This is a genomic window from Chryseobacterium defluvii (genome assembly GCF_003634775.1).
GTDB classification, from domain to species: domain Bacteria; phylum Bacteroidota; class Bacteroidia; order Flavobacteriales; family Weeksellaceae; genus Chryseobacterium; species Chryseobacterium defluvii.
The window spans coordinates 744,545-770,717 of the sequence record NZ_RBXB01000002.1; the positions used below are offsets into that span (position 1 = coordinate 744,545).

General features: G+C 34.2%; 31 protein-coding genes and 1 tRNA gene. 20 read left to right on the forward strand and 12 right to left on the reverse strand.

Annotation, left to right across the window (positions count from 1 at the left end):
• Window positions 1–2 precede the first annotated feature (2 nt).
• The 9 genes from BCF58_RS10125 to BCF58_RS10165 all read left to right on the forward strand — a co-directional run bounded on the left by BCF58_RS10125 (window position 3) and on the right by BCF58_RS10165 (window position 5,964).
• On the forward strand, window positions 3–1,139 hold the full coding sequence (locus tag BCF58_RS10125; RefSeq protein ID WP_121461667.1) for an ankyrin repeat domain-containing protein: 1,137 nt from the start codon (window positions 3–5) through the stop codon (window positions 1,137–1,139).
• 51 nt (window positions 1,140–1,190) lie between these two features.
• Complete coding sequence (locus tag BCF58_RS10130) at window positions 1,191–1,793, forward strand: hypothetical protein (protein WP_121461668.1); 603 nt, start codon at window positions 1,191–1,193, stop codon at window positions 1,791–1,793.
• A 419-nt stretch (window positions 1,794–2,212) separates the two neighbouring features.
• Window positions 2,213–2,563 carry a hypothetical protein gene (locus BCF58_RS10135; RefSeq protein WP_121461669.1) on the forward strand — a complete coding sequence of 117 codons (351 nt, stop codon included), beginning with the start codon at window positions 2,213–2,215 and terminating at the stop codon, window positions 2,561–2,563.
• Window positions 2,564–2,600: 37 nt separating this feature from the next.
• On the forward strand, window positions 2,601–3,320 hold the full coding sequence (locus tag BCF58_RS10140; protein ID WP_121461670.1) for a hypothetical protein: 720 nt from the start codon (window positions 2,601–2,603) through the stop codon (window positions 3,318–3,320).
• A 52-nt stretch (window positions 3,321–3,372) separates the two neighbouring features.
• Window positions 3,373–3,870: a hypothetical protein gene (locus tag BCF58_RS10145; RefSeq protein WP_121461671.1), complete on the forward strand. Its 498-nt coding sequence runs from the start codon at window positions 3,373–3,375 to the stop codon at window positions 3,868–3,870.
• 44 nt (window positions 3,871–3,914) lie between these two features.
• Window positions 3,915–4,427, forward strand: a complete 513-nt coding sequence (locus BCF58_RS10150) for a methylated-DNA--[protein]-cysteine S-methyltransferase (protein ID WP_121461672.1) — start codon at window positions 3,915–3,917, stop codon at window positions 4,425–4,427.
• 29 nt (window positions 4,428–4,456) lie between these two features.
• Window positions 4,457–5,062: a DUF2911 domain-containing protein gene (locus BCF58_RS10155; RefSeq protein ID WP_121462038.1), complete on the forward strand. Its 606-nt coding sequence runs from the start codon at window positions 4,457–4,459 to the stop codon at window positions 5,060–5,062.
• Window positions 5,063–5,065: 3 nt separating this feature from the next.
• Window positions 5,066–5,596: a GNAT family N-acetyltransferase gene (locus tag BCF58_RS10160; RefSeq protein WP_121461673.1), complete on the forward strand. Its 531-nt coding sequence runs from the start codon at window positions 5,066–5,068 to the stop codon at window positions 5,594–5,596.
• A complete protein-coding gene (locus tag BCF58_RS10165) occupies window positions 5,593–5,964 on the forward strand; it encodes a cupin domain-containing protein (protein WP_121461674.1) in 372 nt (123 codons plus the stop codon). Before BCF58_RS10160 ends, BCF58_RS10165 begins: the two co-directional genes overlap by 4 nt.
• 4 nt (window positions 5,965–5,968) lie before the next feature.
• Here BCF58_RS10165 and BCF58_RS10170 read toward each other — a convergent pair whose 3' ends face one another.
• The 3 genes from BCF58_RS10170 to BCF58_RS10180 all read right to left on the reverse strand — a co-directional run bounded on the left by BCF58_RS10170 (window position 5,969) and on the right by BCF58_RS10180 (window position 7,749).
• Window positions 5,969–6,865 (reverse strand): hypothetical protein, encoded by an 897-nt coding sequence (locus BCF58_RS10170; RefSeq protein WP_121461675.1) that lies wholly within the window; start codon window positions 6,863–6,865, stop codon window positions 5,969–5,971.
• 153 nt (window positions 6,866–7,018) lie between these two features.
• Entirely contained in the window at window positions 7,019–7,348 is a 330-nt protein-coding gene (locus BCF58_RS10175; protein ID WP_228434773.1) for a helix-turn-helix domain-containing protein, read from the reverse strand.
• Complete coding sequence (locus BCF58_RS10180; protein WP_121461677.1) at window positions 7,324–7,749, reverse strand: transposase; 426 nt, start codon at window positions 7,747–7,749, stop codon at window positions 7,324–7,326. Before BCF58_RS10180 ends, BCF58_RS10175 begins: the two co-directional genes overlap by 25 nt.
• 1,109 nt (window positions 7,750–8,858) lie before the next feature.
• Here BCF58_RS10180 and BCF58_RS17585 point away from each other — a divergent pair.
• Genes BCF58_RS17585 through BCF58_RS10200 form a run of 4 tightly spaced genes read left to right on the forward strand, consistent with a single transcriptional unit; the run spans window position 8,859 to window position 12,431 of the window.
• Complete coding sequence (locus BCF58_RS17585) at window positions 8,859–9,875, forward strand: tetratricopeptide repeat protein (RefSeq protein WP_228434774.1); 1,017 nt, start codon at window positions 8,859–8,861, stop codon at window positions 9,873–9,875.
• Between the two features lie 25 nt (window positions 9,876–9,900).
• Entirely contained in the window at window positions 9,901–10,794 is an 894-nt protein-coding gene (locus BCF58_RS10190) for a hypothetical protein (RefSeq protein WP_121461679.1), read from the forward strand.
• A 12-nt stretch (window positions 10,795–10,806) separates the two neighbouring features.
• On the forward strand, window positions 10,807–11,649 hold the full coding sequence (locus BCF58_RS10195) for a hypothetical protein (RefSeq protein WP_121461680.1): 843 nt from the start codon (window positions 10,807–10,809) through the stop codon (window positions 11,647–11,649).
• 2 nt (window positions 11,650–11,651) lie between these two features.
• Complete coding sequence (locus BCF58_RS10200; RefSeq protein ID WP_121461681.1) at window positions 11,652–12,431, forward strand: hypothetical protein; 780 nt, start codon at window positions 11,652–11,654, stop codon at window positions 12,429–12,431.
• Between the two features lie 133 nt (window positions 12,432–12,564).
• On the opposite strand, the gene BCF58_RS10205 is transcribed toward BCF58_RS10200, so the two are convergent.
• The 4 genes from BCF58_RS10205 to BCF58_RS10220 all read right to left on the reverse strand — a co-directional run bounded on the left by BCF58_RS10205 (window position 12,565) and on the right by BCF58_RS10220 (window position 15,554).
• Window positions 12,565–13,308 carry a dienelactone hydrolase family protein gene (locus tag BCF58_RS10205; protein WP_121461682.1) on the reverse strand — a complete coding sequence of 248 codons (744 nt, stop codon included), beginning with the start codon at window positions 13,306–13,308 and terminating at the stop codon, window positions 12,565–12,567.
• A 107-nt stretch (window positions 13,309–13,415) separates the two neighbouring features.
• Window positions 13,416–14,195 (reverse strand): hypothetical protein, encoded by a 780-nt coding sequence (locus BCF58_RS10210; RefSeq protein ID WP_121461683.1) that lies wholly within the window; start codon window positions 14,193–14,195, stop codon window positions 13,416–13,418.
• Window positions 14,196–14,270: 75 nt separating this feature from the next.
• Window positions 14,271–14,885 carry an HAD family hydrolase gene (locus tag BCF58_RS10215; protein ID WP_121461684.1) on the reverse strand — a complete coding sequence of 205 codons (615 nt, stop codon included), beginning with the start codon at window positions 14,883–14,885 and terminating at the stop codon, window positions 14,271–14,273.
• A gap of 243 nt (window positions 14,886–15,128) precedes the next feature.
• A complete protein-coding gene (locus BCF58_RS10220; RefSeq protein WP_121461685.1) occupies window positions 15,129–15,554 on the reverse strand; it encodes a type I restriction enzyme HsdR N-terminal domain-containing protein in 426 nt (141 codons plus the stop codon).
• A 6-nt stretch (window positions 15,555–15,560) separates the two neighbouring features.
• Here BCF58_RS10220 and holA point away from each other — a divergent pair, with 6 nt between their 5' ends.
• The 3 genes from holA (at window position 15,561) to crcB (ending at window position 18,197) form a co-directional block, all read left to right on the forward strand.
• Complete coding sequence (gene holA, locus BCF58_RS10225) at window positions 15,561–16,598, forward strand: DNA polymerase III subunit delta (RefSeq protein WP_121461686.1); 1,038 nt, start codon at window positions 15,561–15,563, stop codon at window positions 16,596–16,598.
• Window positions 16,599–16,836: 238 nt separating this feature from the next.
• Entirely contained in the window at window positions 16,837–17,778 is a 942-nt protein-coding gene (gene trxB / locus BCF58_RS10230) for a thioredoxin-disulfide reductase (protein ID WP_121461687.1), read from the forward strand.
• Window positions 17,779–17,828: 50 nt separating this feature from the next.
• The gene (crcB, locus tag BCF58_RS10235) at window positions 17,829–18,197 is read left to right on the forward strand and encodes a fluoride efflux transporter CrcB (RefSeq protein ID WP_121461688.1); all 369 of its coding nucleotides are present in this window, start codon (window positions 17,829–17,831) and stop codon (window positions 18,195–18,197) included.
• A 245-nt stretch (window positions 18,198–18,442) separates the two neighbouring features.
• Here the strand turns inward: crcB and BCF58_RS10240 are convergent, their stop codons facing one another.
• Window positions 18,443–18,808, reverse strand: a complete 366-nt coding sequence (locus tag BCF58_RS10240) for a helix-turn-helix domain-containing protein (protein WP_121461689.1) — start codon at window positions 18,806–18,808, stop codon at window positions 18,443–18,445.
• Window positions 18,809–19,082: 274 nt separating this feature from the next.
• Window positions 19,083–20,678: a DUF6119 family protein gene (locus BCF58_RS10245; protein WP_121461690.1), complete on the reverse strand. Its 1,596-nt coding sequence runs from the start codon at window positions 20,676–20,678 to the stop codon at window positions 19,083–19,085.
• A 270-nt stretch (window positions 20,679–20,948) separates the two neighbouring features.
• Between BCF58_RS10245 and BCF58_RS10250 the strand changes: the two genes are divergently transcribed.
• Together BCF58_RS10250 and BCF58_RS10255 are read left to right on the forward strand one after the other, a co-directional pair.
• A tRNA-Ser gene (locus tag BCF58_RS10250) sits at window positions 20,949–21,033 on the forward strand.
• Window positions 21,034–21,420: 387 nt separating this feature from the next.
• Window positions 21,421–21,966: a hypothetical protein gene (locus BCF58_RS10255; RefSeq protein ID WP_121461691.1), complete on the forward strand. Its 546-nt coding sequence runs from the start codon at window positions 21,421–21,423 to the stop codon at window positions 21,964–21,966.
• A gap of 297 nt (window positions 21,967–22,263) precedes the next feature.
• Here BCF58_RS10255 and BCF58_RS17390 read toward each other — a convergent pair whose 3' ends face one another.
• From BCF58_RS17390 to BCF58_RS10260, 3 genes are all read right to left on the reverse strand, one after another.
• On the reverse strand, window positions 22,264–22,410 hold the full coding sequence (locus BCF58_RS17390; protein ID WP_166668319.1) for a bacteriocin-like protein: 147 nt from the start codon (window positions 22,408–22,410) through the stop codon (window positions 22,264–22,266).
• Between the two features lie 31 nt (window positions 22,411–22,441).
• Window positions 22,442–22,585 (reverse strand): bacteriocin-like protein, encoded by a 144-nt coding sequence (locus BCF58_RS17395; RefSeq protein ID WP_170149002.1) that lies wholly within the window; start codon window positions 22,583–22,585, stop codon window positions 22,442–22,444.
• A 113-nt stretch (window positions 22,586–22,698) separates the two neighbouring features.
• Window positions 22,699–23,196, reverse strand: a complete 498-nt coding sequence (locus BCF58_RS10260) for a hypothetical protein (RefSeq protein ID WP_121461692.1) — start codon at window positions 23,194–23,196, stop codon at window positions 22,699–22,701.
• Between the two features lie 410 nt (window positions 23,197–23,606).
• On the opposite strand from BCF58_RS10260, the gene BCF58_RS10265 reads away from it, so the two are divergent.
• Together BCF58_RS10265 and BCF58_RS10270 are read left to right on the forward strand one after the other, a co-directional pair.
• Entirely contained in the window at window positions 23,607–25,325 is a 1,719-nt protein-coding gene (locus BCF58_RS10265) for a sensor histidine kinase (RefSeq protein WP_228434775.1), read from the forward strand.
• Window positions 25,309–25,962, forward strand: a complete 654-nt coding sequence (locus BCF58_RS10270; RefSeq protein ID WP_228434776.1) for a LuxR C-terminal-related transcriptional regulator — start codon at window positions 25,309–25,311, stop codon at window positions 25,960–25,962. Before BCF58_RS10265 ends, BCF58_RS10270 begins: the two co-directional genes overlap by 17 nt.
• The last annotated feature ends 211 nt before the right edge of the window (window positions 25,963–26,173 follow it).

Below are 26,173 nucleotides of genomic sequence, written 5' to 3' on the forward strand. Positions count from 1 at the left end.
ATATGTCATTCTTTAAAAGACTTTTTGGGAAAAGTAAAAAGGAGGAAAACAAAGAAGAGAAAGAATCTGTTTTAAAGCTACCATGGCTAGAATCTTCGGAAAACCAGTGGAATGTAAGGCTTCTGGATTTGCGGCCTTTGATCAATAGCATATTTTCCGCTTCATCAGATCCAAAAATGGCAGAAAATGCGATTTCTTATGGTGGTGATGACGGAACTAGCTTTTGGGGTATAAAACCCAACAATAACAGAACTATCCCTGCAAACCTTTCTCTACCTATTGATACTGTTTTGGAGTCGGGTGTTCTATTTACACCTAATACGATGGAACATAAATGGGCCATCTATTTTGATGGAATATATTTGATATTCATCCGTAGTTGGCTAAGACAAGTTTTTGTAATAGCAAAAACTTCACAAAAAAATAATCAACTCATTATAGAAAATATAATCGGTGAGTTTACCGAAAATGAAACTCCTGAATTTACAATAGCGGTATTAAATTTCTTATTGATCAGCCATGCAATGGGAGAAGTTGTTCCTGCTCCATTACCGAAAGAATTAGAACTGGATACAAACAGAGCAGGAACATGGGCGTTTTCAAGCTATGGCAATATGGCACATTTAGGAATTTTTGACGAAAATTTTATTCCGCTTCCAAAAGGGATACTCCGTTCCCATTCATTACTGCATATTGCTGTAGCAAAATCTAATATGGATGAAATAGAAAGACAGGTTAAAAAAGGGACCAATGTAAATTTATTGGCAGGAGATGGGTTAGCTACTTTACACTGGTCGATAGCATGTGAAAGCATTGAATCTATGGATAAATTGATTGAATTAGGAGCTGACCCAAATGTAAGAACCTTACAAGGTGCTACACCATTAATGAACGCTGTTCAGTCAAATAAAATAGAACACTTCAATTTACTTTTACAGTCAGGAGCATTAGTAAATGCCAAAGATAATAGAGGATTTACGGCATTACACAGAGCGGCGGAAATGGGACATTTAGAAATTGTAAAGATTTTATTATCAAAGGGAGCCGACAAAACCGTTGAAGCTGAAAATCATACGGCATTCTCGCTTGCGAGAGCAAGCGAGAATAAAGAGATTGTAGAATTATTAACAGATATATAAAAAGTTATGCATAATAATGGTTTATGATAGTAAATGTCAAATAGAGACCAAATGAAAATTTTGAAATATTTTTTAACTTTTATATTCCTGATTTTAGCCGGTTATATTTTGTATTTCTATGTAGCCGTCTATTCAAAGCTTATTCCTGCAATAATTGATTCAAATGTGAAGAAGGAAAAAGCATTCCGTTTAATGGATATGCAAAAAGAGATTATAAACGGTACGGAAATCTATGATTCAATTCCGAGAAAAAAAAGCTCAAGTGTTATTTTGTATGCAGATAAAAAGCCTGTTACAAAAGATGAACTAAAAATGGCAGGTTTCAATAATTGTAGAGCAATCAGATGGAAAGGAAAAACAAGAATAACAATTGGATACAACTCAGGTTTTAGCGGAGGAGGCTATGAAATAGAATATGTACTGGGAAGATTCAAACTACAGCCATATTCTTTTACCGATGTTGTTTCCGAAAACAGCAAAGAACCTCTTTATAAAATTATAAAGCAAGAAGTAACTTTGGACAAAATCAACTATAAAGAGGGAGACAGTATATATGGTAAAATAGATTTTATTATGGAGAACAATGATTTCGCCCCGAAAAAAATCATCATATATGGTAATGGATATTTTAGAACAAAACTTGAGAGTTTATAATGACATAGGAGAACAATTATAAAGTTCCGACTCAAAAGCAAAAATGGTATAGATGTTTTTCAATTCAACAAATTTCCATAGTTTAGTTCTATTGAAAAAAGTTTATGAAAACATTTTATCTTATCATTTTACTGCTCTTTTTATCTCCCGTTTTTACATTCTCTCAAAATTTAAAAGATGAAAATGAGCTAATCTCATCAATGTGCAAAGAGTTTCAGAAAACTGAACACTTATCAGATTCTTTACGTGTTCAAAATACATATTCAAAATTTTTGCCTTCATATCTTGAGAAGATTTAACCTGCAAAGCTAGATTCAGTTGGTAGTTCAATATATTTCCGTCTTCAGAGAGAGTGTGAATCATTTAGAAGATTTCTTGATAGAGTAGATCCTTTACCCAATTGGAAAGAAATAAAAGAAATGCCTAAAAGTGAATTAACGGTTAAAGACAGAAAGGAATTTGAAAAAACCAAGAATTTCTACTATTTAGAAGGAAATAATGAAACAACCAATGTTGTAATTGAAAATGGAAGATGGATGGATATATTTCCGGACAATACTTTTTCAAAAACTAAATTTAAATGGTTTGGGAAAGACAATGAATTCGAATTGGAGTTTATAGAAAGCACTAATTTAAATAGAAAAGGATACAGCAGAAAAGGAGATAAATATTTTTATAAAATAATTCGAAAAGAAAAAAAATATTTTGAAGTTGCAGCACAAATACCGAATCAGGAACAGATTTTACTTTTTAAATTATATATCAAATAATTGACCCCTCATTTATAATCGCTAAAAACAATACCCTATGAAAAAAATCACATTATATTCATTTCTGCTTCTATGTTTACTTTCATGTAACAAGAACACTGAAAACATAGAAAGCCAATCCAAAACAAAAACAGAAGAATCATCCATTAAGAATTTAAATATCCAAATGAACTCCTTTACTGAAATTGACAGTACAGGGATTCTAATTTTCCCATTGCAAATGGGACAAAACAAAAGGGATGACGGAAGCTATTCTTATAAAAAAATGCCTGATAATGCATATTGGAACATTATCTTTTTAAATTCAAATACAAACGAATATCATTTACTTACAGAAAAGAAAATTCTGATACTGGATTATGATTACAAATACAATGCAGAAGAAGGAATTAATATTTCCAAAAAAACCGATCATATTTTTTATGACGTAAGGAGTTTAGATTATAATAACGATAAACTAATCAATGAAAAAGATCCGGTGTATTTATTTGTTTCAGACAGGTTTGGAAATAATTTCAGACCGATTTCACCTGCGAATTACAGTTTAAATACCTGGAAATATATCCAAAGTTCAAATAAAGTTATAATGACTGTAACAAAAGACAGTAATCGTGACAAACTGTTTGATGATAAAGATGAAATCTTAACTTTTGAAATTGTCTTGGATCAATCGGAAACACCCAAAGAAGTTTTTCAGACAGAGCTTAAAGATAAACTTAAGAAGCTGTATGACAGAGACTGGAAAAGAATAAAATAAAGAATTGGCAAAATTGTAATAAATAAAATCGTTAACAATCAAATAAATAACCATGACAGAATATCAGGCAAAATCTAAGGAAACTCTATCTTTTGACATCACAAAGGAAGACCAATTAATCGGGAAACTTATTTATAAAAGTTGGTTTAAGTTTAATGCGGAAATAGAGATGGCCCATAATTCAAAATATCAGATTGAGCCTAAAGGTTTTTGGGGCACAACTATCGAACTTAAAGAAGGAGATAAGGTATTGTTAAAATTCAAGATGAACTGGAATGGCGAGATTCTCGTGCAGACTTTTTTTGACGGCATTGAGAAAGATTATATTTTTAAGCACAGAGGCATTTTCAAAGAATCGTTTGTATTGATAGATCAAAAAGGAACAGAGCTTTTGGTGATGAAGCCGCACCTGAAATGGAATTGGATGAATTATGAATATACGGTTACTACATCCGATACTTTTGATGCCTTACCTCATAGAGAAATTATATTGATCAATTCATTGCATTGTGCCAATTACTATATGTCGATGGCGATGTCTGGAATATAAAATCAGACATTTTTAGTAGTTAAAAATTTATTACTTTTGGTTTAATGAAAATCATACATCTTACCACCATAGCAACTCCGCTCGGAGATATGTTTGCCTGTGCCGTAGACGAAGGAATCTGCTTATTGGAATTTACAGACCGGAAGAATATGGATAAACAGTTCCAATCATTATCAAAAGCTTTGGGTGGAGAAATTGTTGAAAAAGATCATCAACATTTCAGGCAGCTTGAAAATGAACTGCAAGAATATTTTGAAGAAAAAAGAAACCAATTTGAAGTTCCGTTATTCATTACCGGAACAGAATTCCAGGAAAAAGTATGGCAACTCTTGCGCGAAATTCCAATGGGGGAGACCAGAACCTACAAACAGCAGTCAGAATTTTTAGGAAACCCGAAAGCCATTCGTGCTGTAGGAACCGCAAATGGCATTAATAAAATAGCGATCCTGATCCCGTGTCACCGGGTGATAGGTTCCAACGGTGAACTGGTAGGCTATGCCGGAGGAATCTGGAGAAAACAAAAATTGTTGCAATTGGAGAAGGCTATTTTGTTTTGATTTTTGTAATTTTAAACAAAAATTTGCACGTGAAAAAGTTTATCATAACACTTTGTTTATCAGTTTCAGCTTTAAGTTTTGCACAGGATTATTCAGTTCCGGCAGCAAGTCCGAGACAAAAAGTAGAACAGCAGTTCTCAATGTCTAAAGTAACGATTGATTATGGAAGACCGGGAGTGAAAGGGCGTAAAATATTCGGAGAGCTGGTTCCTTATGGCCAGGTTTGGAGAGCAGGAGCCAATTCATCTACCAAAGTTACATTCGGACAATCTATAAGTTTCGGAGGGAAAATAGTTCCGGCCGGGACGTACGGTTTATTCATCGTTCCTACAGAAAAAGAATGGAAGGTGATTCTGAATAAGGATTTCCAGCAGTGGGGCGCTTATACGTATGATCCTAAACAGGATGTCGTAGACGTTACCGTTCCGGTGAATAAATTGGCAGACAAGCAGGAATGGTTTGAAATTACCTTGAATCCTATTGATGAAAACTCGGCGAATCTTGTTTTAAAGTGGGATTTCACACAGGCTGAAGTTCCGTTGAAACCGGCTAAACCCGATGCCGTAATCAAAATTACGGATAAGCTGAAGGAGATTAAAAAAATAGAATCTGACGCCAGTAAAACCAAAAGCTAAGAAATGAACTTTTCAATTCAACCTGTTTTGGAAAATCAGGAATATCAGTTAATCCCCTTACAGCAAGGGGATTTTGAGTCTTTATATGAGGTGGCTTCCGATCCTAAAGTCTGGGAACAGCATCCCAACAAAGACCGCTACAAAAGAGAAGTTTTTGAAATCTTTTTCAAAGGCGCTATAGAAAGTAATGGGGCCTTCAAAATAACAGATAAATCATCCGGTGAAGTACTGGGAAGCAGCCGTTATTATGATTTTAACGAGGGAGACAACAGTATTTTTGTAGGGTATACCTTTTACGGTACAAACTCTTGGGGAAAAGGAATTAATCCACAGGTGAAAAAACTTATGCTGGATTATATCTTCCGGTATGTAGACAAAGTTTATTTCCATGTCGGTAAAAATAACCTCCGTTCTCAGATTGCAATGGAAAGATTAGGAGGAAAGAAGATTGCAGAGGAAGAGGTTGCTTATTTCGGAGAACCCGCCAAAACCAATTTTGTATATGAAATAAAAAAAGAAAACTGGCTATCATGAAAAAATATAAAATCCAGACATCCCCGTTTGTAGTTCCTACAATGGATGGAAAATTAATTGAAGAGCATTGGGGGAATTCCACACAGCATTCCAATATTTCCATTGCCCATATGGTAGCTCCGCCGGATTGGAGCGAACCGCATCAGACTCCTGAATTTGATGAATTCACCATTATTGTTTCAGGAAAGAAACAGTTTGAAATAGACGGCGAAATGGTTGTCCTTGAAAAAGGGCAGAGTATTTTGGTGGAAAAAGGTGCAAGAGTACGTTACAGCAATCCGTTTTCAGAAGCCTGTGAATATATCTCGATCTGTCTTCCGGCATTTTCTGTTGAGCTTGTACACAGAGAGGAGGAAGGGGTAGATTAATCATCTACAATTTCAAGAATAATACGGACTTTGTATAAGACTGGCCGGAAGGAAGGTTTATATGTCCATTTCCTGCTCCGGCAGCTCCAAATGTTCCATTGGAAACGCCGTTAATAATAAGACCAGGTCTTTGGATAATAAAACGTATCATGGTATTAGCAGAAAGACTGGCAATGGTAGAAGGTATTTGTATTGCAGTTCCTGTTCCTGCGGCAATACCTACAAAAGTACTTCTTATTCCTGTTAACTGACTCCAACTTGTCCCTCCGTTAGTAGAATATTCAAAATATAAGTTGACTGCTACATATTGTGTTGCCGTACTAAAGTCAGGTCTAAAAGCATTAAAACCTATAAAACCCGAAATCATATAAACACCATTTTCTAAAATTGTAAATGTTGAAGTAGTCTGGTTAAATGTTGTCGCTGTTGAGATTTGATTATCTGTTGATAAAAAAGTGATCAATTGTCCTGAAGTGCTTGTTTGATCCAAAGCCTGAGGTGTGCTGGATTTATAATTGGTCATTACAGTACTTACTCCGGTGGATTTTATAACTTTTCCTGTAGTATTATTTATCAACAGATTGGAATACCCGGTAAGCGCGTCACCTCCTTGCAGGTTTTCTAAGTATAACACATCATTTGTACTTGCATTTCCAACAATATGTACTTTCCCGGACGGATTGCTTTTATTGACACCTACATTCCCGTTATCCAAAATGGTAACCAGTTCATTGGAGACAGGGGTTGTCGAATCGCTTATTTTCAATGCTTTAGTAGCATTTGTATTCCCTTTGCTTACAATATCCAAAGTAGCTGATGGGGAAGTTGTATTAATGCCTATTTGAGCTGACGTTAAAGGAGATAGTAATATTACAAATAAATAAGTTTTTAGGTTTTGCATAGTGTATTTAATAATTCTTGTTATGATGAATAAAGGCTCTGTTCATAGAAGCTATTCAGGATAAAAAATCCCCGACCCAATAGTAGCATAAGGATGAATAAAAAAGTCTATCGGCCGGGGAACCAATTTTAAAAAGTATGGTTTGTTAGTTTGTTAAATAAATTTTTTCTTCCATTGAGAGACCGTATTTTTACTCAGCTTAAAATGTTGTGCAAGCTTGGTATTGCTTAGATTATGAGCTTTTTGATATTCCAGAATTTTAAAAATACTGTTTGGATCATAAGAACGATGAGATGGGTTCAAAACATCTGAAGAATGTCCGAAAATTATGGTATTGAGTTCAATTATATCTAAAGAAGTTAATTGTTTTTTTGATAAAATTTTTTTGCAGTCATCTTTCTTTTGAGGATGTTTTTTATCAAGAATATCAACGTAAATTTTCTTATAATCCGGGCGCATTATTTTCTGTACTTTTTTATCCACTTATATAATGTTGTTTTGGGAATTTTGTATTCCGTCATAACCTGTGATGTTGTTTTTTCATTAGTTTCTATTAATTCCAAAATAAAATCAATTATTTCTTTGGTGTAAATATTTTTTGCCGAACCATAAATTACAGGCTTACTTTTTTCTGCTTTATGGGTATAATTTAGATTGGTAGGGGCATACAAAATAAGATGTTGAGAATATAATCTGAAAAAATCATAATGTAACAACACACTCCACTTCAAAAGAATGTCAGTATCAATATCATCAGCATCATACATCTTGATGATATCAATTTCAGGGATATTAAAATATTCGCTTATCTCCGAAATTTTTATTTTTTTTTCTTCTACAATGCTCTTGATCCAAAGTCCTATCTGAATATTTTTAAAACTCATAAAACTTAAAACTCAAAATAAAAGATGTAATACGGTTTAGAATTACATCTTTTAAATTTTAAAAAAATTAATGGCTAGTTATTGGTGTTAATTCCCTGTCTAGCTGATCAGGTATCTGAATTTGTGTTTTTTTATAACACCACTACAAAGATGTAATTCATAAATATATTTAACTAAAAAGTTGCGTTACATTATATATACTATTTGGTATTTCATGTATACAATTTATATACATTAATTTTAATTTGTTGATTTTCAGTCGTTTGTGTTTTTGCGTTTTACGGTGTGGTATTTTATTGTATTACCCAGAAGGTTATATTTGCAAAATATTCTAATCGAAGTAAGAACAAAATATGAAGAAAATCTTTTACTTTATTTTATTATTTATCTCTTCTTTTTATTCGTCACAAAGTGATTTTGATATTGATCAACAGAAAGTATACACCCATCTCTATAGCAAGGAAATTGAAAAGGCAAAATATTTAATAAAAACAAAATTTATAGATTCAAAAATTGCTTCTAAAAAAATTATCGGTTACGTTTATTTAAGTGATTATTATTCTTTTACAGAAAATGAAGTTGAGAAAGTCAATGCATTGGAGAAAGCTGAAAAAATTGCTCTCCAGACAAAAAATGAACTTGACATGGGATATGCCCAGTTGGGATATGCCAGATATTATCAGAGCCTTAATAAAAACGATTTGTTTATAAAATCGGTCAATAATGCCATTACCATTTTTAGCAGGCACTCCGATGAAAATTTTATCTTGTCACAGCTGTATTTTTTACGATATAATTATAAATCAAAAAACTCTTTGGAACAAGATCTAAGACAGGATTATATAAAGGCCAATGAATATGCGGTCCGGTCAAAAAATAGTGTATTAATAAATTTTACCTATAGTAATCTCGGGTATTATTATAAAAATAAGTTCAACGAAACCCATGATAAAAAATACCTTGACTCTGCCAAAGTAAGCTATCAAAATTCTTTACGATTTATTAGTTCAATAAAGGATACCAAAGCAAATAAAAGAGCTCAGATTGTTTATTATCTCAATTATGGCAGTCTTTTAAATTCATTGACTCCTGACAGTTATGAAAAATGTTTGGAATTGTATCATAAAATTTTAAAAATAAGTGAAAATGATAATGCTTTTAAAGATATTACCGCTTTAACGTATAATAATATAGGCTCTGCGTATGAAAATTTAAATAAAATTGAATTAGCTGAAGAAAATTATCTAAAAGCATACACTTTAACCAAAGATGACAAGAACATTTATACCATTCATAAGCTTATTATTTTAAATAACTTGTCAAGAATTTATGAAAATAAAAAGCAGTTTGTTAAAGCTTTGGCTATAGAAAGAGAAGCAAAAGAGCTGATTAAGGAAGATGATAAGAAGCAATTCAGCAACAATACTAACGCCTTAGAAATTTTTTATAAAACAGAACAGAAAAATCAAAAGATAAAACAGCTTGAAGATAAAAACAAAAATTTTGCAAAACAGAGGTTTTATTTCATAAGTATGACGCTATTAGCTATTTTGGGTTTGGTGCTTTTATTTTTTATATTTCGTTTCAGATTAAAGATCAACAGGCAAAAGACAAATTTGTTAGAGGCTGCTAAAAATAAAGCCGAATTAATACTACAGCTGGAAAAACAAGAAAAGGCCCGTTTAAAAGCTGAACAGGAACTTTTAACTGTTCAGCAGGAACAATTGCAGAAGAAAGCTTTGGCAACTTCGCTTCATTTGGACTATAAAAATAAATTCATTAAAGACCTTAAAGATAGTATTACGGAAAAGGGGGATATAAATTTTGAAAAAATTTTAAAAGAGGATCAATTAAATGATAATGATTTCTATGAGATCGAAAATGTTATTGAACAAGTCCATCCAAATTTTTTTAAGCGTTTAAAAGAGCTCACCAAGGCAAAACTTTCTAATTTGGATTTAAAATATGCATCCTATATTTATTTGAATATGGATAATCAGCAGATTGCCAATATCTTAAAAGCGGATCCTAAAACAGTAAGAGTTACAAAGTATAGGTTGAAATTGAAATTCGGACTAACAAAAGATGAAAGTCTTCAAAATTTCATACAAAACCTGGATTTATAAATATTAATTTAAAAAACACAAAAGAATGCGGACAATTATTAATTTGATTTTTATCATTTATTGCTTTAGTACAAGCGCACAAGTAGGGATTTCTAAAGATCTGGGTTTTAAACCTGACTCTAGGACAATTTTGCATGTAAAACAGGATAATGAAGCCGTAAGATTGCCAAAGAGCAACACTACGGGTATTTTACCTTCTTCCGTTATCGGAACCACCGGAAATGGAACACAAGGTTCAATAATTTACAATAGGGAAACCGGGGGAATTGTTGAAAATGATGGCACGCAATGGAAAGTTTCCGATCCTATTATAGTAAATTTAAAAAATGGAAAATTGGCCCGGTTTGTAAGATCAGGAGGTACTTTAACATCATCTTGCGGAAGTTGTATACTCTGTGGGTTTGAAAATCGGCAGTGTACTCCTGTAGATGTTCCTTTAACGGTTACCGGAAACAATGCGTTTAATGATATTCCGGGTGACGTAGAGTTAATAGCAGCAAGTACACCTCAGATAAGATTTAAAACCACTGGCTTATACAGAATTTCTTTTAGTAGCAGAGTCACATCTAGTTCTCCTACCTGTCTGGGAATAGCTCAAACCATCTATGCAAAAATGAATTTATTTTTACAGGCAAATGGAACGGGAGCTTTTGTTCCTATAAATAGTACCGTTTCACCATATACCTTAAATAGTGCAACGGATCCTCTGCAAATTTTAGGTATTCTTGGCCCCAAGATTAATCATTCTATTTCAAGTACATACGTAGGAACTTTTAATGCTAATGATATCATAAAATTTACATTTTTTGGAAATCAGAATATTACGGTGGGTGGCTGTACAGGAGGTGCAATGAATTTTCAACTGGACGGTACCGGATACCAGTTACCTGAAGTCATTATTGAAAAACTCACAATATAAAAACAAATCTGCATGAAAAATTTATTATTTTTATTAATAACATCTTGTTGCATTAATGCGCAAATTGTTATTGGAAACGATATTATCAGTACCAAAAATATCCTGAAAATAAAAGACGGGAGTAGAGGAGTATTGCTTACCAATTCTAATAATTTTACTCTCTTTCCTCAATATAATGCCGCTTCGAATGATTTATTTAATGATTTACCGAATCTGGAAGGTTCTATTATCTATAATAAAACGGATGATCAGTATTATAAATATGATGGATTCTCATGGAATCCCGCCAGGCAATTACAAGGAAGATTTAATACTAACGTATCTCGGTTAGGCCTTACCAATCCTTTCAGCAACTTTTGTGGAGATTTTTCAGGAGTAAATGCATGTGTTAATTCAGGTTATACTTTAACGTATGGTGGTACTTTTGCCGATAATAAAGATCAATTGTTGGTAGATAGTGGGCATTTAGGAATAAAAAATGCGGCAAATGGAATCGTAATAGCTCAAAATGGGCTTTATGAAGTTGGCGTTTCTTTGGGGGTAAGTGGTGGTGGGCTCTCTGCAGGAATTGGCCTGGTTGAATATCGTTTAGGCCTTCAGGTAAGTTACGATAACGGAGCTACATATGTAGATGTAGCGGAGAAATCCAACTATTCTCTAATGTTTGTTGTGGACCTGAACGGAACCAAGACAACCAGCTTTACTACAACCCTGTCTTTACCGGCAACTGCAAGGTTAAGATCTATAGTTAATATGAAAAGAATTATTGCTTCAGGAGGGGGGCTTGCCACCTATTCAGCGAGTAATGACCCCGTGTATTCCTATCTAGTAGTCAGACAAATCAAAAAATATTAGTTATGAATAAAAATATAATTTGCGCTTGTATATTTTTTATAATAAACCTATACAACTCACAGGTAAATTTCACCAATGGAGTAGGTAGCAATATCAATAGTTCGGATCAGGTCATAGTATATATTAATAATGCCAGTGAAGCAAGTAATATAAAAGGATTTGGTCTTCCAACAGTTAATTCTTTAGCTGATCTCCCATATACAGGATCTAATGCTCCAGCCAGTAGAATTGAGGAATTAAGAGGTTTGTTATTGTTTGTGAACAGCACCGGAGAAACAATGGTTTTTGATGGTTTAGTCTGGACTAAAGCATTTAATATTGTAGGATTAGGCAGTAATATTAGCCGTTTTCAGATCAACAATACAGTTTCTACAACTAACGGACAGGTTACCCTGCCATTTAGTTCAGTCACAGGAACTTACCTAAACGACCCATTGAAGGTAAAAACTAATGTGCCGTCTGTTGCTGCTGAATTGCCTAAATTATATATCAGGCAAACAGGAACTTATAGAGTAAACATCAGTTTAACATTAACATCTTCAGAAAGTGGAGCATTCAGCAAACGTTTAGGTATTGCCATGTTTGTTAACGGGGTGGAAAGAACGAGACTCTTGGAAACGGTTACAGACTTTAATGCCGTTACTAAGCTTGTAAACTTAGATACCGTATTATATCTGAAGCAGGGTGAGTATTTTACTATGGACACTATTTCTGAGGTAGGAGGCGCACAAAGCTTCACCGTTTCAGATAATACCTTTGTCACCATAGAAAAAATATTGTAATGAATAATAAAAATTGAAAGGCAGAGGTAAATTTTGTATCCATTAATCGTCAATATCTAATCTGAATGTTTTAAAGAATAAGGGCAGGTAAATTTACCTGCCCTTATTCTTTATAATAAAGTTACAGGCTTTTTTATTTCAAAATCTCTTTCAAAAATAATAAAGTGTGGTTCCATGCTCTTTTGGCCATTACCTCATTATAATCCGGGGATTTCGGATCTGTAAACGTATGTTTGGAATGAGCATATGTAATGATCTGCCAATCTGCATTCCCTTCATTCATTTCTTTTACCAGATTATCATAATCCTGTTGAGTAACCCCTTTATCATCAGCCGGATTTTCAACAAGAATTTTAGGAATGATAGGATTATTTTTTCTGGTTTGATCTTTAGCAAGGCTTCCGTGGATAGAAACAACTCCTGCAACAGGTAAATTCCCTCTTGCTGTTTCCAAAGCACCGGTTCCTCCGAAACAATACCCGATGACTGCAATTTTATCAGGAATAGCCCCGTTTCTTTTAAGCTGATCTAAAGCTAAAGAAATACGCTTCTGATAGGCTTCATAATTCTGCTTGTAATAGCCTGAGCTTTTTGCAGCTGCTGCATTATCTGCCGGAATATTTCCTTCCCCGTAAATATCAGCAATAAAAGCAATATACCCTTGTTTTTCAAGATCTGCTGCAGCCGTTCTGGCTTCGTCGTCTATTCCTTTCCAAGCAGGTAAGATAAGAACTCCGGGAAGTTTTTTTCCTGCATTGGAAGTTACCATACCATTAAGCTTTTGTGTACCGTCCTGATAAGTTACGGTAGAAAGTTTCTGACTGAAAAGTGTTCCTGATCCCATAAGAAATACGGATAATAAAATTGATCGTATCATATTTGTAATTTTAGTAAAAGGTGATATAATTATTTGTCATTCAGAACATCGTGAAGAATCTCTTAATATTCTTAATCCCCGAACTTTAGTCTTAATGACTGCAAGTTTTATGGGTTGTTCAGGAGATTCCATTTTTGACCATCATATTCATATTTTTTTGTTGTATTGAGATAAGTGATCTGCAGTTTATAAGGATTGAAAATTGTTAGCTGGATAGCAATAGGTCTTGGATTTTCATCCTTGTTCTTTGACTGGATTTTTACAATATTATATTTAGGATTGTAATTTTTAGTCAGGAATGATTTTAATTCCGGGTCATAAGACTTAAGAAATTCATTCATTTTATCCTTTTCAAGCCTTGTTGAGAGCGTTATGGTTCTTTTATACTTGTTAAGGTTTTCCAGGGCACTTTTATTCCAGAATTTGGAGATGAGATAATTATGCTCATCAGTAGCCAACGTGCTGCAACATGAGCCAACCAGGCTGCAGGAATAATTGTCCATGAAATAAACAAAAATAAAAGTATCCGTAAAGCTCTCTTTAGGAAGGTCATCTAAAATATTCTTATTGATCTGGTCATAGACTTTTCCTATATCTTTATACTTCAGCTTGAAATTTTCAAGGTCGGTTTTATCCTGTTGGTAAATATTCTCACATTTCTTTTTGAAGGGTTCAATAGCATCGGTTGCTACTGTTCCTGCTTTATCCGGATTTTTATCCCAATAGAAAGGTATTTTATCGTCATCAGCATCAGAAAGACATTGGTCTTCGGTATATTGTTTTTTGCATTTTTCCAGCAGCATTTGCTCATCCAGTGCTTGCTGATCTGTGGTTTGAGCCTGAAAACATATTCCTATAAAAGGCAATAAAAATAAAAGTTTGTTCATACGTATAAAAAATCCTCATCTAAATTACTAAATAACTTATCATGAGGATTGTTAAATTGTTATAAAACTGGTGGCTTAATCAATTTCTACACCCAGTTTAGCCAGCTCATGCTGCAAATCTGTCTCAGAATGAATATGAATGGTATTGAAACCCAGAGACTGCGCTATTTCAATATTTTTGGCATTATCATCGATGAAAACAGATTCCTGAGCCTGGATATTATATCTTTCCAATAAAACATACCAGATCTTTGGATCAGGTTTGATTAATTTTTCCGTTCCAGAAACCACAATTTTCCCATTGAAAAGCTGGAAGAAATCATAATTTTCCAGCGCATACGGAAAGGTTTCAGCAGACCAGTTCGTTAAACCAAACAGCTCATAATCCGTGTTTCCCAACTTTTTCAGAACTTCTACATTGTGAGGGATGTCACTTTTCAGCATGACGGTCCAGTTATCATAATACGCTCTGATCTCTTTTTCCCATTCCGGGAATTTTTTAATCTGGAGTTCTGTTCCGTCTGCAAGGCTTCTTCCCCTGTCCTGTTCCTCGTTCCATTCCTGTTGGGCAATGTGGGTGAGAAAGTATTCCATTTTTTCATCATCATTGAAGTAATCTTTGAAAAAATATCTTGGATTCCAATCCATTAAAACCCCTCCGAAATCGAATACAATGTTCTTGATGTTCATTTGTAAATATTTTTAATTTAGTGTATTTATTCAACCACAAAAAGCACAAAAATTTTTAATAGAAACACATTAGTACACTTGAGTTTTTAAAAGTTTAATATGTTCAAAATAAAAGTTCACATAAGACGAAAATCAAAGATTTTCAAAAGCTTAAGTGTACTCCTCAACAGTAAGTCTTTCACTTAAATAAAACTTAAGTGTTTAAAACCTTTTGTGCCTTTTGTGGTTATGACCTTCTCAATCTCATTTATAAAACTGATACTGATCATTCTCAAAATAAGCATTGATATGCTGCAAACCATTCGTTAAAATAATTTCTTTCGCTCCGATAATGGAATTATACCTTGCGGTTTGTTCAAATGTCTTCTCCGTTAGTTTTACAGATGGAGCTTTACATTCAATTAAAATTTTAGGCTGGGCTTTTTCTGTGATTAAAAGATCAATTCTTTTCGTTAAACCATTTAAAACGATCTTTTTTTCAGTAATCAAGGCCGATGTAGAGTAGGACTTCACGGTCAGATAATAATGTATCCAGTGTTGTCGAACCCATTCTTCGGGAGTAAGTAAAAGGTAAGTTTTGCGAACCAAATCATAAATAAAAAACTTATCTTTGTCTTTCTTGAATTTAAAATCAAAAGTTTCCTGAAAATTCAGTTTTGGAAGTTCCATTAAAAGATGAAAGAATTAGATTTAATCCTCAAAAATATTAAAAATAAAGAAGTTTTACCGATTTATTTTTTCCACGGAGAAGAACCTTACTTCATTGATGTAGCCGTAAAAGCTCTAGAACACAACTTTCTGGAGGAAGACGAAAAAGCTTTCAACCAGACGGTAGTATACGGAAAAGATACTTCCTACCAGGAAATCCTTTCGTTGGCAAGACAGTTTCCGATGATGGGGGACAAGCAGGTGATTATTGTAAAGGAAGCGCAGGATTTAAAGCTGAATGAAGAAGAGAACAGGATGTTGGAATCTTATGTGGAAAATCCGGTTCCGTCTACGGTTTTGGTTTTCGCCCACAAACACAAAAAGCTGGACAGCCGTAAAAAAGCTACCAAAGCTTTAGACAAGGCAAAAGCACTTTTTCTGAGTGAGTCTGTCAAAGAAAATAACCTTCCGAAATGGATTGCCGATGAGTGCATCAGGCTCAATATAAAAACAGCTCCGAATATTTCCCATCTTCTGGCGGAATATCTTGGGAATGATCTTTCCAGGATTGCCAATGAGCTGAATAAGCTGAAGATCATCCTTCGGGAAGGTGAGGTTTTGGACGGGACGATCATCGAAAATCATATCGGGATCAGCAAAGAATACAATGTGTTTGAGCTTCAGAAAGCTTTGGGAACGAAAAATGCCAATGCAGCCTTCAAAATTGCTCATTTTATGGGTAAAAATCCTAAGAACAACCCCTTTGTGATGATGTTGGCGAGCCTGTACAATTATTTTTCCAATGTTATCGTATACCAAACGATGATTGGACAGCCGCCACAGACTATTGCTTCTCAAATGGGCATCAATCCGTATTTTATTAAAGATTATGCGGAAACGGCCAGATTATATCCTTTAAAACATGCCACCAGAGTGATCTCTATTTTAAGGGAGTTTGATATGAAAGGAAAAGGGCTTGGCGCTGTAAACATGAGCGAAGCGGAACTCATCAAGGAATTGGTGTATAAGATCATCCATGTGGATAAAATTAAAATGAAGGTTTAGTATAGTTATGAGTTATGAGTTATAAGTTATAAGTTGAGGGTTGAGGGTTGAGAGTTTTCAAAATATTATCTGAGGGCATAATTCGTAACCCATAACTCATAATTCATAACTCATAACTCATAACTCATAACTCTCAACTATATTGATCATTGACAAGTATCATTAAAATAACTTTAAATAAACAGTAAAAATTACGAAATTAGCAGTCGTTAATTTTAAATCCTTTGAAAAGAAAATTATGGAGCAAAATATTTTAGATTGTGTGATTGTTGGATCCGGGCCTTCTGGTTTTACAGCGGCAATTTATGCGGCGAGAGCAGATTTGAAACCTGAATTGTATACAGGTTTGGAACCGGGCGGACAATTAACCACCACCACGGAAGTAGATAACTTTCCGGGATATCCTGCAGGGATCACAGGTCCTGAAATGATGATGGATTTACAAAAACAGGCAGAAAGATTCGATACTAAGGTGCATTACGAAATGATTACCAAAGTAGAGCTTTCTAAAGAAGTAGGCGGAGTTCATAAATTGTATGCAGGAAACAAAGAAATTTTTGCGAAAACAGTTATTATTTCTACGGGAGCTACTGCTAAATATTTAGGTCTTGATGATGAGAAAAAATATGCGGGAGGAGGTGTTTCTGCCTGTGCTACGTGCGACGGTTTCTTCTATAAAGGAAAAGATGTAGTGGTAGTAGGAGCAGGAGATACGGCTGCAGAAGAAGCCACTTATCTTGCCAAACTTTGTAAAAAAGTAACCATGTTGGTAAGAAAAGATGTGTTCAGAGCTTCTAAGGCCATGATCCACAGAGTAGAAAACACCCCGAATATTGAAGTGAAGTTTCACCATGAGCTGATCGGGATTGAAGGAGAAAACAGCCTTGTGGAAAGAGCAGTGGTGATCAACAACCAGACTCAGGAAACATCTAAGATTGATGTAGACGGTATTTTCATCGCCATCGGGCACAAGCCGAACACTGATATCTTCGTAGGACAGATTGACCTGGATGAAAACGGATACATCTTAACAGAGAAAGGCTCTACAAGAACGAATCTTCCAGGAGTTTTTGCAGCGGGAGACGTTCAGGATCATATCTACAGACAGGCGATTACAGCGGCTGGAAGCGGATGTATGGCGGCAATGGATGCTGAAAAATATTTAGCGGAATTACATTAATAGTCAATTTAAAAATATAAAACGCACCTTATGGTGCGTTTGTTTTTGATATGAGAAATCTACTGTATATCTTCATCGGAGGGGGAGCAGGAAGTATATTAAGATACCTGATCTCCAATTATACCCAGAAGCTCTGGAACATCAGTTCGTTCCCGATGGGGACTTTCCTGGTGAATATTACAGGCTGCCTTCTGATCGGGTTTCTGACTTCGTATTTTATGAAGAATGATAATTCGTTGAAATTTCTTCTGATTACCGGGCTTTGTGGAGGATACACTACCTTTTCCACCTTTTCTGCGGAAAATTATTCTTTATGGCAGAACCAGCAGTACGGAACCTTGTTTTTATATGCGGGTTTAAGTGTTGTGTTGGGATTCTGTGCGGTGATTGCAGGAATGAAGCTTCAAAGTATAGTATAATATCTATCTAATGATAAAAAGGCTACGGCGCAAACGAAGTTTGCGCCGTAGCCTTTTATTTTCATAAGAAGCCACATGGAAAACAGATGCTTCATCAAATCGACAAAGTCGATTCACATCTTTGCTCACTTAAACTATACACAAAGTATCATAAACCTTTGCGTTGGTATACATGAAAACGGTTTCCTTTTTTGGCCATAAAAAAACTGCTCTTTGAGAAGCAGTTTGTTATGAATAAACGGGATTTATTGCCCTGATTGTAATCTCTCGATTTCGGCTTTTAAAGCTTCTATTTCTTTTTTCAGCAGGTTGATGTATTCCTGTTGGCTTTCCAGTAAATAGTTGGGAACATTACAAAATTGATTGTAATTGATACTTGAATTATCATGAAGAGTAGAATTTTCATTATGCTGTATTTGAGCATTTCTTTCTTCTTTGATATCTTCCACAGAAACATCCAAAGCTTTTGCTAACTTCTCCCATTCATCATCAAATATTTTAACTTCACCGCTTTCTTTACGGCAATAGTTGGAAACATCCGTTGATATTATTTTGGACATATATTCTTGAGTGTAGCCTCTTTGCTTTCTTAGAGTTCTTAGCTTTTCCATAGGGTGTATCGTGTGTTTTAGCAAATATAGAGAATTTTTGTTTTCCTTGGAGTTATAGAGATTGAAAATAATATTAGATTATTAGTCTCCAAAAATAAATAAATTTATTATTAATAATAATGACAAATAGTTGAATGGTTTAGTTCAAAGTATTTTGAAAAACAAGTAAAAAAACATCATTAATTTCATAATATCTTTTTAAGGAGAGTGACAGATTTGGAGCTCTGGACATGTTACAGTCAACAGGTTTCAAAATTATAGCAATAATATAATTTTAATCTATATCAACTGCATTATTATTTTTTCTATCAATGTTATCATATATTAAAAATATTGAACAGGGAATTCCCATTATTTTTAATGCATTTACTGTTCGGAGTAAACTAATGCGAGAAAAAATGGGTAAACTTTTTGCGAACAGATCCGTTTTTTTAGTAATCAATCCATAGGTTACACTATATTTACTACTATCTATTAGCGTACAAATTTCAGGATTATTATCTACTAATTCTTTTAGCTTTTGTTGAGACTCTTCTGCTAATCTCAATAACTCAACCGAATTAACTCCTTGATTAAACAAATGACTTAAACTAGATGAGCGAGTAGAAATTTTTACATGAACTAGATGAAGTGTATTATCTATTATTGAAATTAGATCACATGGTTCTACCTGTGTTTGTCCTGTTGGAGCTATATTTTTTTTATCCAAACATATAACATTTGCATTTGCAGTACTAACAGAATTATTGTAAGCATCTTCCCTTACTTTATTACAAGGATGTAAAAAGCTATGATTGTCAATAAAATAGGGATTAAGTGATGTTTCTAATCTATTAATAAAATCCGTTTCAATAAAATACCATTCTCCTTCACATAAATGATAGGTTTTTTCATTTAATTCACAATCAAATAAAAAACTTTTATAGATGTTATATTGTCTAATTATATTTCCATTCTCATCCATGATTGACATATAATGACGATGAAATTGGTCTACATCATCAATTTGAGTATTACGCTCTTGAAGATATTCTCTATAACCCGCAATAAAAACATCATTGTATTCTAAACTACTTCTTCCTGCGCCTGAATATTTCACTTTAAAAGGATCTGAATAATCAACTATTTCAGGTATAGATAATACAAGCTCTCTAGGAGCTTCCGTAAATGCATCTAACAACTTTTCATTAAGTAGAATTATTATATCTGGATCTCTTACAGGCTCTATATTACGGATGTCTGGAAAAGTTTGAAGATAGTCTTCTTTTTCATAAATTTCAATAAGTGATCTGCATAAGTCTATAATTTGATTAGGTTGAAGATCTGAAGAAATCCTTAAACTATTAGCTCCTGTTGCATTTTTAAACAAATCATTATATTCTGCTTTTACAGAACCTGTTAATTTTTTAATAATAGATTCATCATGCCTAATGTCAAAAAAATTCAAACTTGAAGCTGTTGGACTTTGAATTCTTTGACGTTTAGCATTCTCTGGTTGTAATATATCTGTAGATTTAATTTTTTTAGGATCTAGTGCATTTAAAGTAGTTCTTAAACCAAAGTCATACTCAAAAGAGTTGTCCTTTAGTTGATGATATGTACTTCCAAAAGTTAGAACTACCCAACGATCATCAACAGGTAAGAAAACAATAGCCCCTTTTTGTGCTTGATATAAATCTATGTCTAACCCCCAATAATTCTTCCACCAAGGAGCATTCCCCGGTTTATCTGAAATATACATGATTGAACCATCAGGAAGATTTGTGTTATCCTCATCTATTTGTTCTAGGTTATGATCCTCTTTAAGAGCATTTTCTGCTGAAAATGTAGGTTTCAATAAATAAATGGAAAATCCTCTGCTTTTTGCCATGATGTTTAGTTTTAATGATTATTAGTTAATTGTTTTTATCCATATTAAGGACAATATATAGAAAGCAGAAATGAAACTATTACGGAAAACCATAATTAATTAAAAAAATGTAAGATTATAAGTATATGTAATGGATTTTCACGAAAATAATCCACCTGATTTTTAGCCCATTATTAAGCTTTCTTAAAATTTCTTCAGAAAATATTTTGCCAAAAATAAAAAACGTTCTATATTTGCACCACTGAAAACGAAGGCACAGCCGGAGTTAAAGGAGAGTTGGCAGAGTGGTCGATTGCGGCAGTCTTGAAAACTGTTGACTGTAACAGGTCCGGGGGTTCGAATCCCTCACTCTCCGCTAAGAGGGTCTTTTAATAAAAGATCCTCTTTTTTTTCGTATATAAGCAATCCTTTTTATTTTATTTTCAAGTGATTATGTGGCAAATATCCGATACTATAAGTGTTCGATAGATTCTGTTTCATAATAAAGATTGTTGTCGCAAAAAAAACAGGACAATGGGACACGATGTTCCGTTAAGATAGCTGGGAATTGCGAGTCTTATCTTAAGCCATTTTTTCTATAACTCATTGAGGCCTATCTGAAGAATTACGCCTGAAAAGAGGCGTCTATTACCTATATATAGGGAATTTTCACTACCTATAATTAGGTAATTTCAGCCTAAAAAATTGTCCAATCAAAAACATGTTCTACTTTTGGCTCTACTAATCACTAAATATAAACAAAATGAAAAAGTCACTTATGTACCTTTTGCTCGCCAGCTTCACAATATTATTTTCCTGTGGAGGCAACGATGATGATCCAATTACCGATCCACCTGCATCTGAATCTAGTTGGAAGCTAGGTAGTTATTCCTATAACAGAGGCGCTTCCTCCCAAGGTAATAGCGGTGGTTTAGGAGGAATGACGGTTACGACATCCGGGGATGGGGGTAATCATGGTGCCTATTCGGGCAGCTCATTAACTGTTGTTTTCCAAGCTTCTTTGGGAGCGGGGAAATATACTTTAACGAGCAGCAGCGTTATGTCGGCCAACCCTACTGTACGTTATATGGCGCTTACCTGTGCTGTAGGAACCGCAGTGACAAGCGGTGCAGTAAGTTATGCAGCGACTGCCACTTCAGGCGGAACGGCTGATGTTACGATAGATGCCAATGGCAAATACCATGTTCATATTACAACTCCTGTTACACTACAAAAAACGCTGGTAACCGGAGGAGGAATCCCGGGAGCACCAGACACCTATAATTTAACGGTGAATAATGCTTATTAGGAGTAGAAAAAATTGCTCACAAATTCTCGAGATCATATTTTTATCTTTCCATACCGCCAATGGCAAAATAAAAACAATCAACAAAAATCCGTTCCCATGAACGGATTTTTCTATGCCTCAAAGCTTTGAAAATATAAGAGATAAACTTTAAAAAAAGCTTTTTTAATATGTTAATGGAAGATTCTTCCAAGGCTTAAAAAAGCTGCAGTTTTACAAAATTGCAAAACGGCAGCTTTTCGTAATATCAGCAAAAAAAAAGCCTTAGAATTTTTTGATTTTCTAAGGCCTTTTAATTTTCTAGCTAAGGATGTCACATGGCGCTACACAAACAATCCACGGACATCTTTTTATTCCCGGAGGTGGGCAGCATGCCTCAGAACAGCTTAATGCTCCGCCGTTAATACCTTTTAACTGGTCTCTTGAAATTTTTTTTAGATTTTTCATAATAATATGGTAATTGGGTTAAACTTAAAATTTAAGGCTGGTTTCCACCGCCACATCCGTCGTAGGGTCTGCATTCCCATTTTCCGTTGATCAGGCACAATTGGCCGCCCCGGCAGCTGATTCCGCCTTTAATAGCTTTCATTTCCTGTCTTTTAATCTTTTTTAAATTTTTCATACAAATAGGTTTAGTAATGTTCTAAATTAATTAATTTTCACCATTTAAAGTAAAATTTTTCGGAAAATTTTTATTTTCAACGTGTCTGCTTGTATTATCATGGGTACTACAATCTAGCCTTTAGCCAGCCTGGCCCATTCTGTTTCAAGGTCAAGATATACTTCTTTCTTATTTTCACGGTTGATATAGACCATAAGGTCTCTATCGGGAGTAATCAGGTTATAGTAAAGCGGATCTATGCACTTCTTATAATCCACCGTGAACTGCTCACCCATATCGGTAGTAATGCGCAATTGCAGGACCACCTGGGGAATATCGTTGATGCTTACACCCGTACGCCGCATATGCATTACTCGGGCCTTGCCTTTGAGGCCGTTGGCCTTCAGACCGGCAATATTCTGCGCATTTTGGCGACCGAAATACCCTATGATAATGATTAAAAGATTAGGGAAAATAATGAAAAAAGCTCCCATTGCGTATAAAAAATAATTGAGCGGGTAACCGTCGTCAGTAAGTGAACCGGGAGGAGCAAAGTATCCTCCAAGAAGCATCCCAATTCCTACAAGCGAAAATATGATGGGAATAATATAGAAAACCGGATTATTTTTCATGTCTTACCTTTATTGTGACTGAAAGATAAAAAGATTTTTACAATTTTCAGCACCTAATGGATTGATTGGTAGTTCCTTTGAGAAGCATAAAATGAAATCCTGCCCATTGAGTGGGATGGTATTCATGATTGTCAGTTTTTTTTGCATACATAATGTTTTATAATGATGAATTCTTTAAATTTATTAAAACATTTTGATGTGATCATATTAAATTCTTTAGATTTTATCTGATACTCATTATTCCGAAAAAGAAACGAAAAATTACTTTAACTTTGCTCTAGGAATAATGCGCATCAATAAACGGCATTTTTGATGTTTTGTATTGTTTTTAATCATACCAAATAGACAAGTAATCAGGAAATAATTTAACTGATAAGACATATATGAAATATAAATTCTTAAATTTTAAGTTGAGAAAAATTGTTCATTACTCACTGATCATTTGTATTTTATTAATACAGGTTATTATAGCTATATTTTTCTATAATGAATTCGTTAATGAGAAGAAACTGAAATTTATCGAAAACCAGCTGAAAGAAAGCAAATTGTTGGAAACGCTCGCCGATAATTCAAAAAAAGATTTCAGTGATGCCCAAAATTCCCTTCAAAAATATATGATCAGCCGGGATGAGAAAGATCTGGAATTGTATTTCCGTTTTCTTAAAAAACTCGATAATAATTTTGACAAGATAAATGAATATGAAAACAAGATTCCCGGACTAAAAAATAATCTGGCCAGACAAAAAAGAGATACCCTTAAAACGATAAAGCTGAAAACGCTTATAGATTCTTCTTACCAGTATTCTCAGAATCCGCCTGCCCAGTTTCAGGATCCGGATTATGAGCTGATAAAATATAAGAGTAACAATAATTTTGATGATCTGAATATACAGACCCAAACGTATTCCGATACAGTGAAAAAGAAAGGCCTTATGGGACGTTTGAAAGATGCTATATCGGGTAAGGTAGATGTACAGAAAGAAAGTACGGTTGTTACTTTAACGAACAACAGAAATGCTGTTCTGTCCAATATAAAGTCAAAAATGGACAGCCTGGAAAAATCCATGAATAAGTATTACATCACTGAAGTAAGGAAAATCCAACTCTCTACCGCCAAAAGCCACCGGGATAATATGGAAGGCAGTATGCGGTTTTATAGTAACTTCAGTAATTTATTGATATACAGTAACGGGCTCATTAATGTGTATGATAATGCCATTAGGCATTTCAAGTCGGACCTGGAAAAAGAATACGAAAAGCAAAGCTCTATTAATAATAAAATCAGAACCTATCTGGTACTTGGCCTGATGGTCTTAATGTTCATTGTATCCATTCTGATTATGTATTTTACCAGGGTTGCATTCATTTATGAACAGAAGCTGAATGCTGCCAATAAGCAGATTAAAAACAACCTTAATTTCAAAAACAGAATTCTTGGTATGCTGAGTCATGAAGTAAGGTCGCCGTTAAAAATCATCAATATTTTTATAGATAAAATTATCAGAACTACAAAAGATGAAACCATAAAAGAGTATCTTAGTTCAATAAAGTTTACCAATAGTACATTGCTGATACAATCTAACCAGATATTGGAGTATACCAAAAATCAGGAAACTGAAAAGAAGCTTATCAAGAAAGTCTTTAATCTCAAAGATGAGATCAACTCTATTGTTACAGCCATTACTCCTTATATAGAAACCAGGAATAACAAATTTGTGGTAACCGACAACATACCCGCAGATACAGTTGTATATTCGGATAACATTAAGATCAACCAGATATTCATGAATATTTTGGGAAATGCCAATAAGTACACGGAAAACGGACAGATAGATCTTACAATGGCAACAAAATTGATAGATCATGACAGGATTTCCCTGATAGCAACAATAGGGGATACAGGAGTGGGAATATCGGAATCTGATCTTGCAAAGATTTTTGAACCTTATTATCAGGGAGCGGTATCTGATGAGATTGATAATCTTGGAGCAGGTTTAGGGCTAAACTTATGCAAAGAGATCATAGAGCTGTTTGATGGAGAAATATCTGTGTCCAGCAAGTTGCATGAGGGAACAAAAGTAACATTCAGGATAAATTTAAATATCAATGACAATGGAATTACCAATTGAAAATAAAGAGATTGTTTTCCTTTTAGCAGATGACCATAGTATTGTACGGCAGGGAATGGCACTCACCATTAATGAAATTGTTCCCAATGCTAAAATTTATCAGACTTCATCCCTCCAACAGATTGTAGAGGAGGTGCAGGTAAAGGGAATAGAAATAGCAATTATTGATGCTCATTTTCCCGGTGGAAACAGCCTGCATATCTTGCCACAGATAAAAAGTGTAAATCCGGATATTAAAATACTGATTTTTTCGGGGCTTGAAGAAGATCTGTATGCCCTTAAATATATTAATGCCGGGGCAAACGGCTACTTAAGCAAATTAAGCGAAGAGGAAGAGGTGAAATGGGCTATCCGAAGCATCATACATAAAGGCAAATATGTATCTGCCGTTGTCCAGAACCTGCTGGTACAGTTTGCAAACGACCCGAATGCTATAAATCCCCTTAGCCACCTTACCAAAAGAGAATTGCAGATAGCGGAAATGTATGCGGAAGGTTATGGCAACCTGGAAATCGCAAACCATCTGGATATCAAGCAGAATACCGTAAGTACAATTAAGAAAAATATCTTCGATAAATTAAAGATCGAAAACCTTGTCGAACTGATTGATCTTATCAAGACCCATCATAAAATCTAGATTTCTACATTCTGTCTTCATTTGTTTCATCGTGTAACACCAGTTATATCGATAAATATCTATGTTTTTATCGATATATATCTATGGATGTTATAAGGAATTTTATTGGGTAATGTTGTTACTTTGTATCAACAAAAGCACAGATGAATATATATACTCTTTAAGAGAAATATTAAATGGCTGTAAGAATTATAAATTATGGCTATCCGGA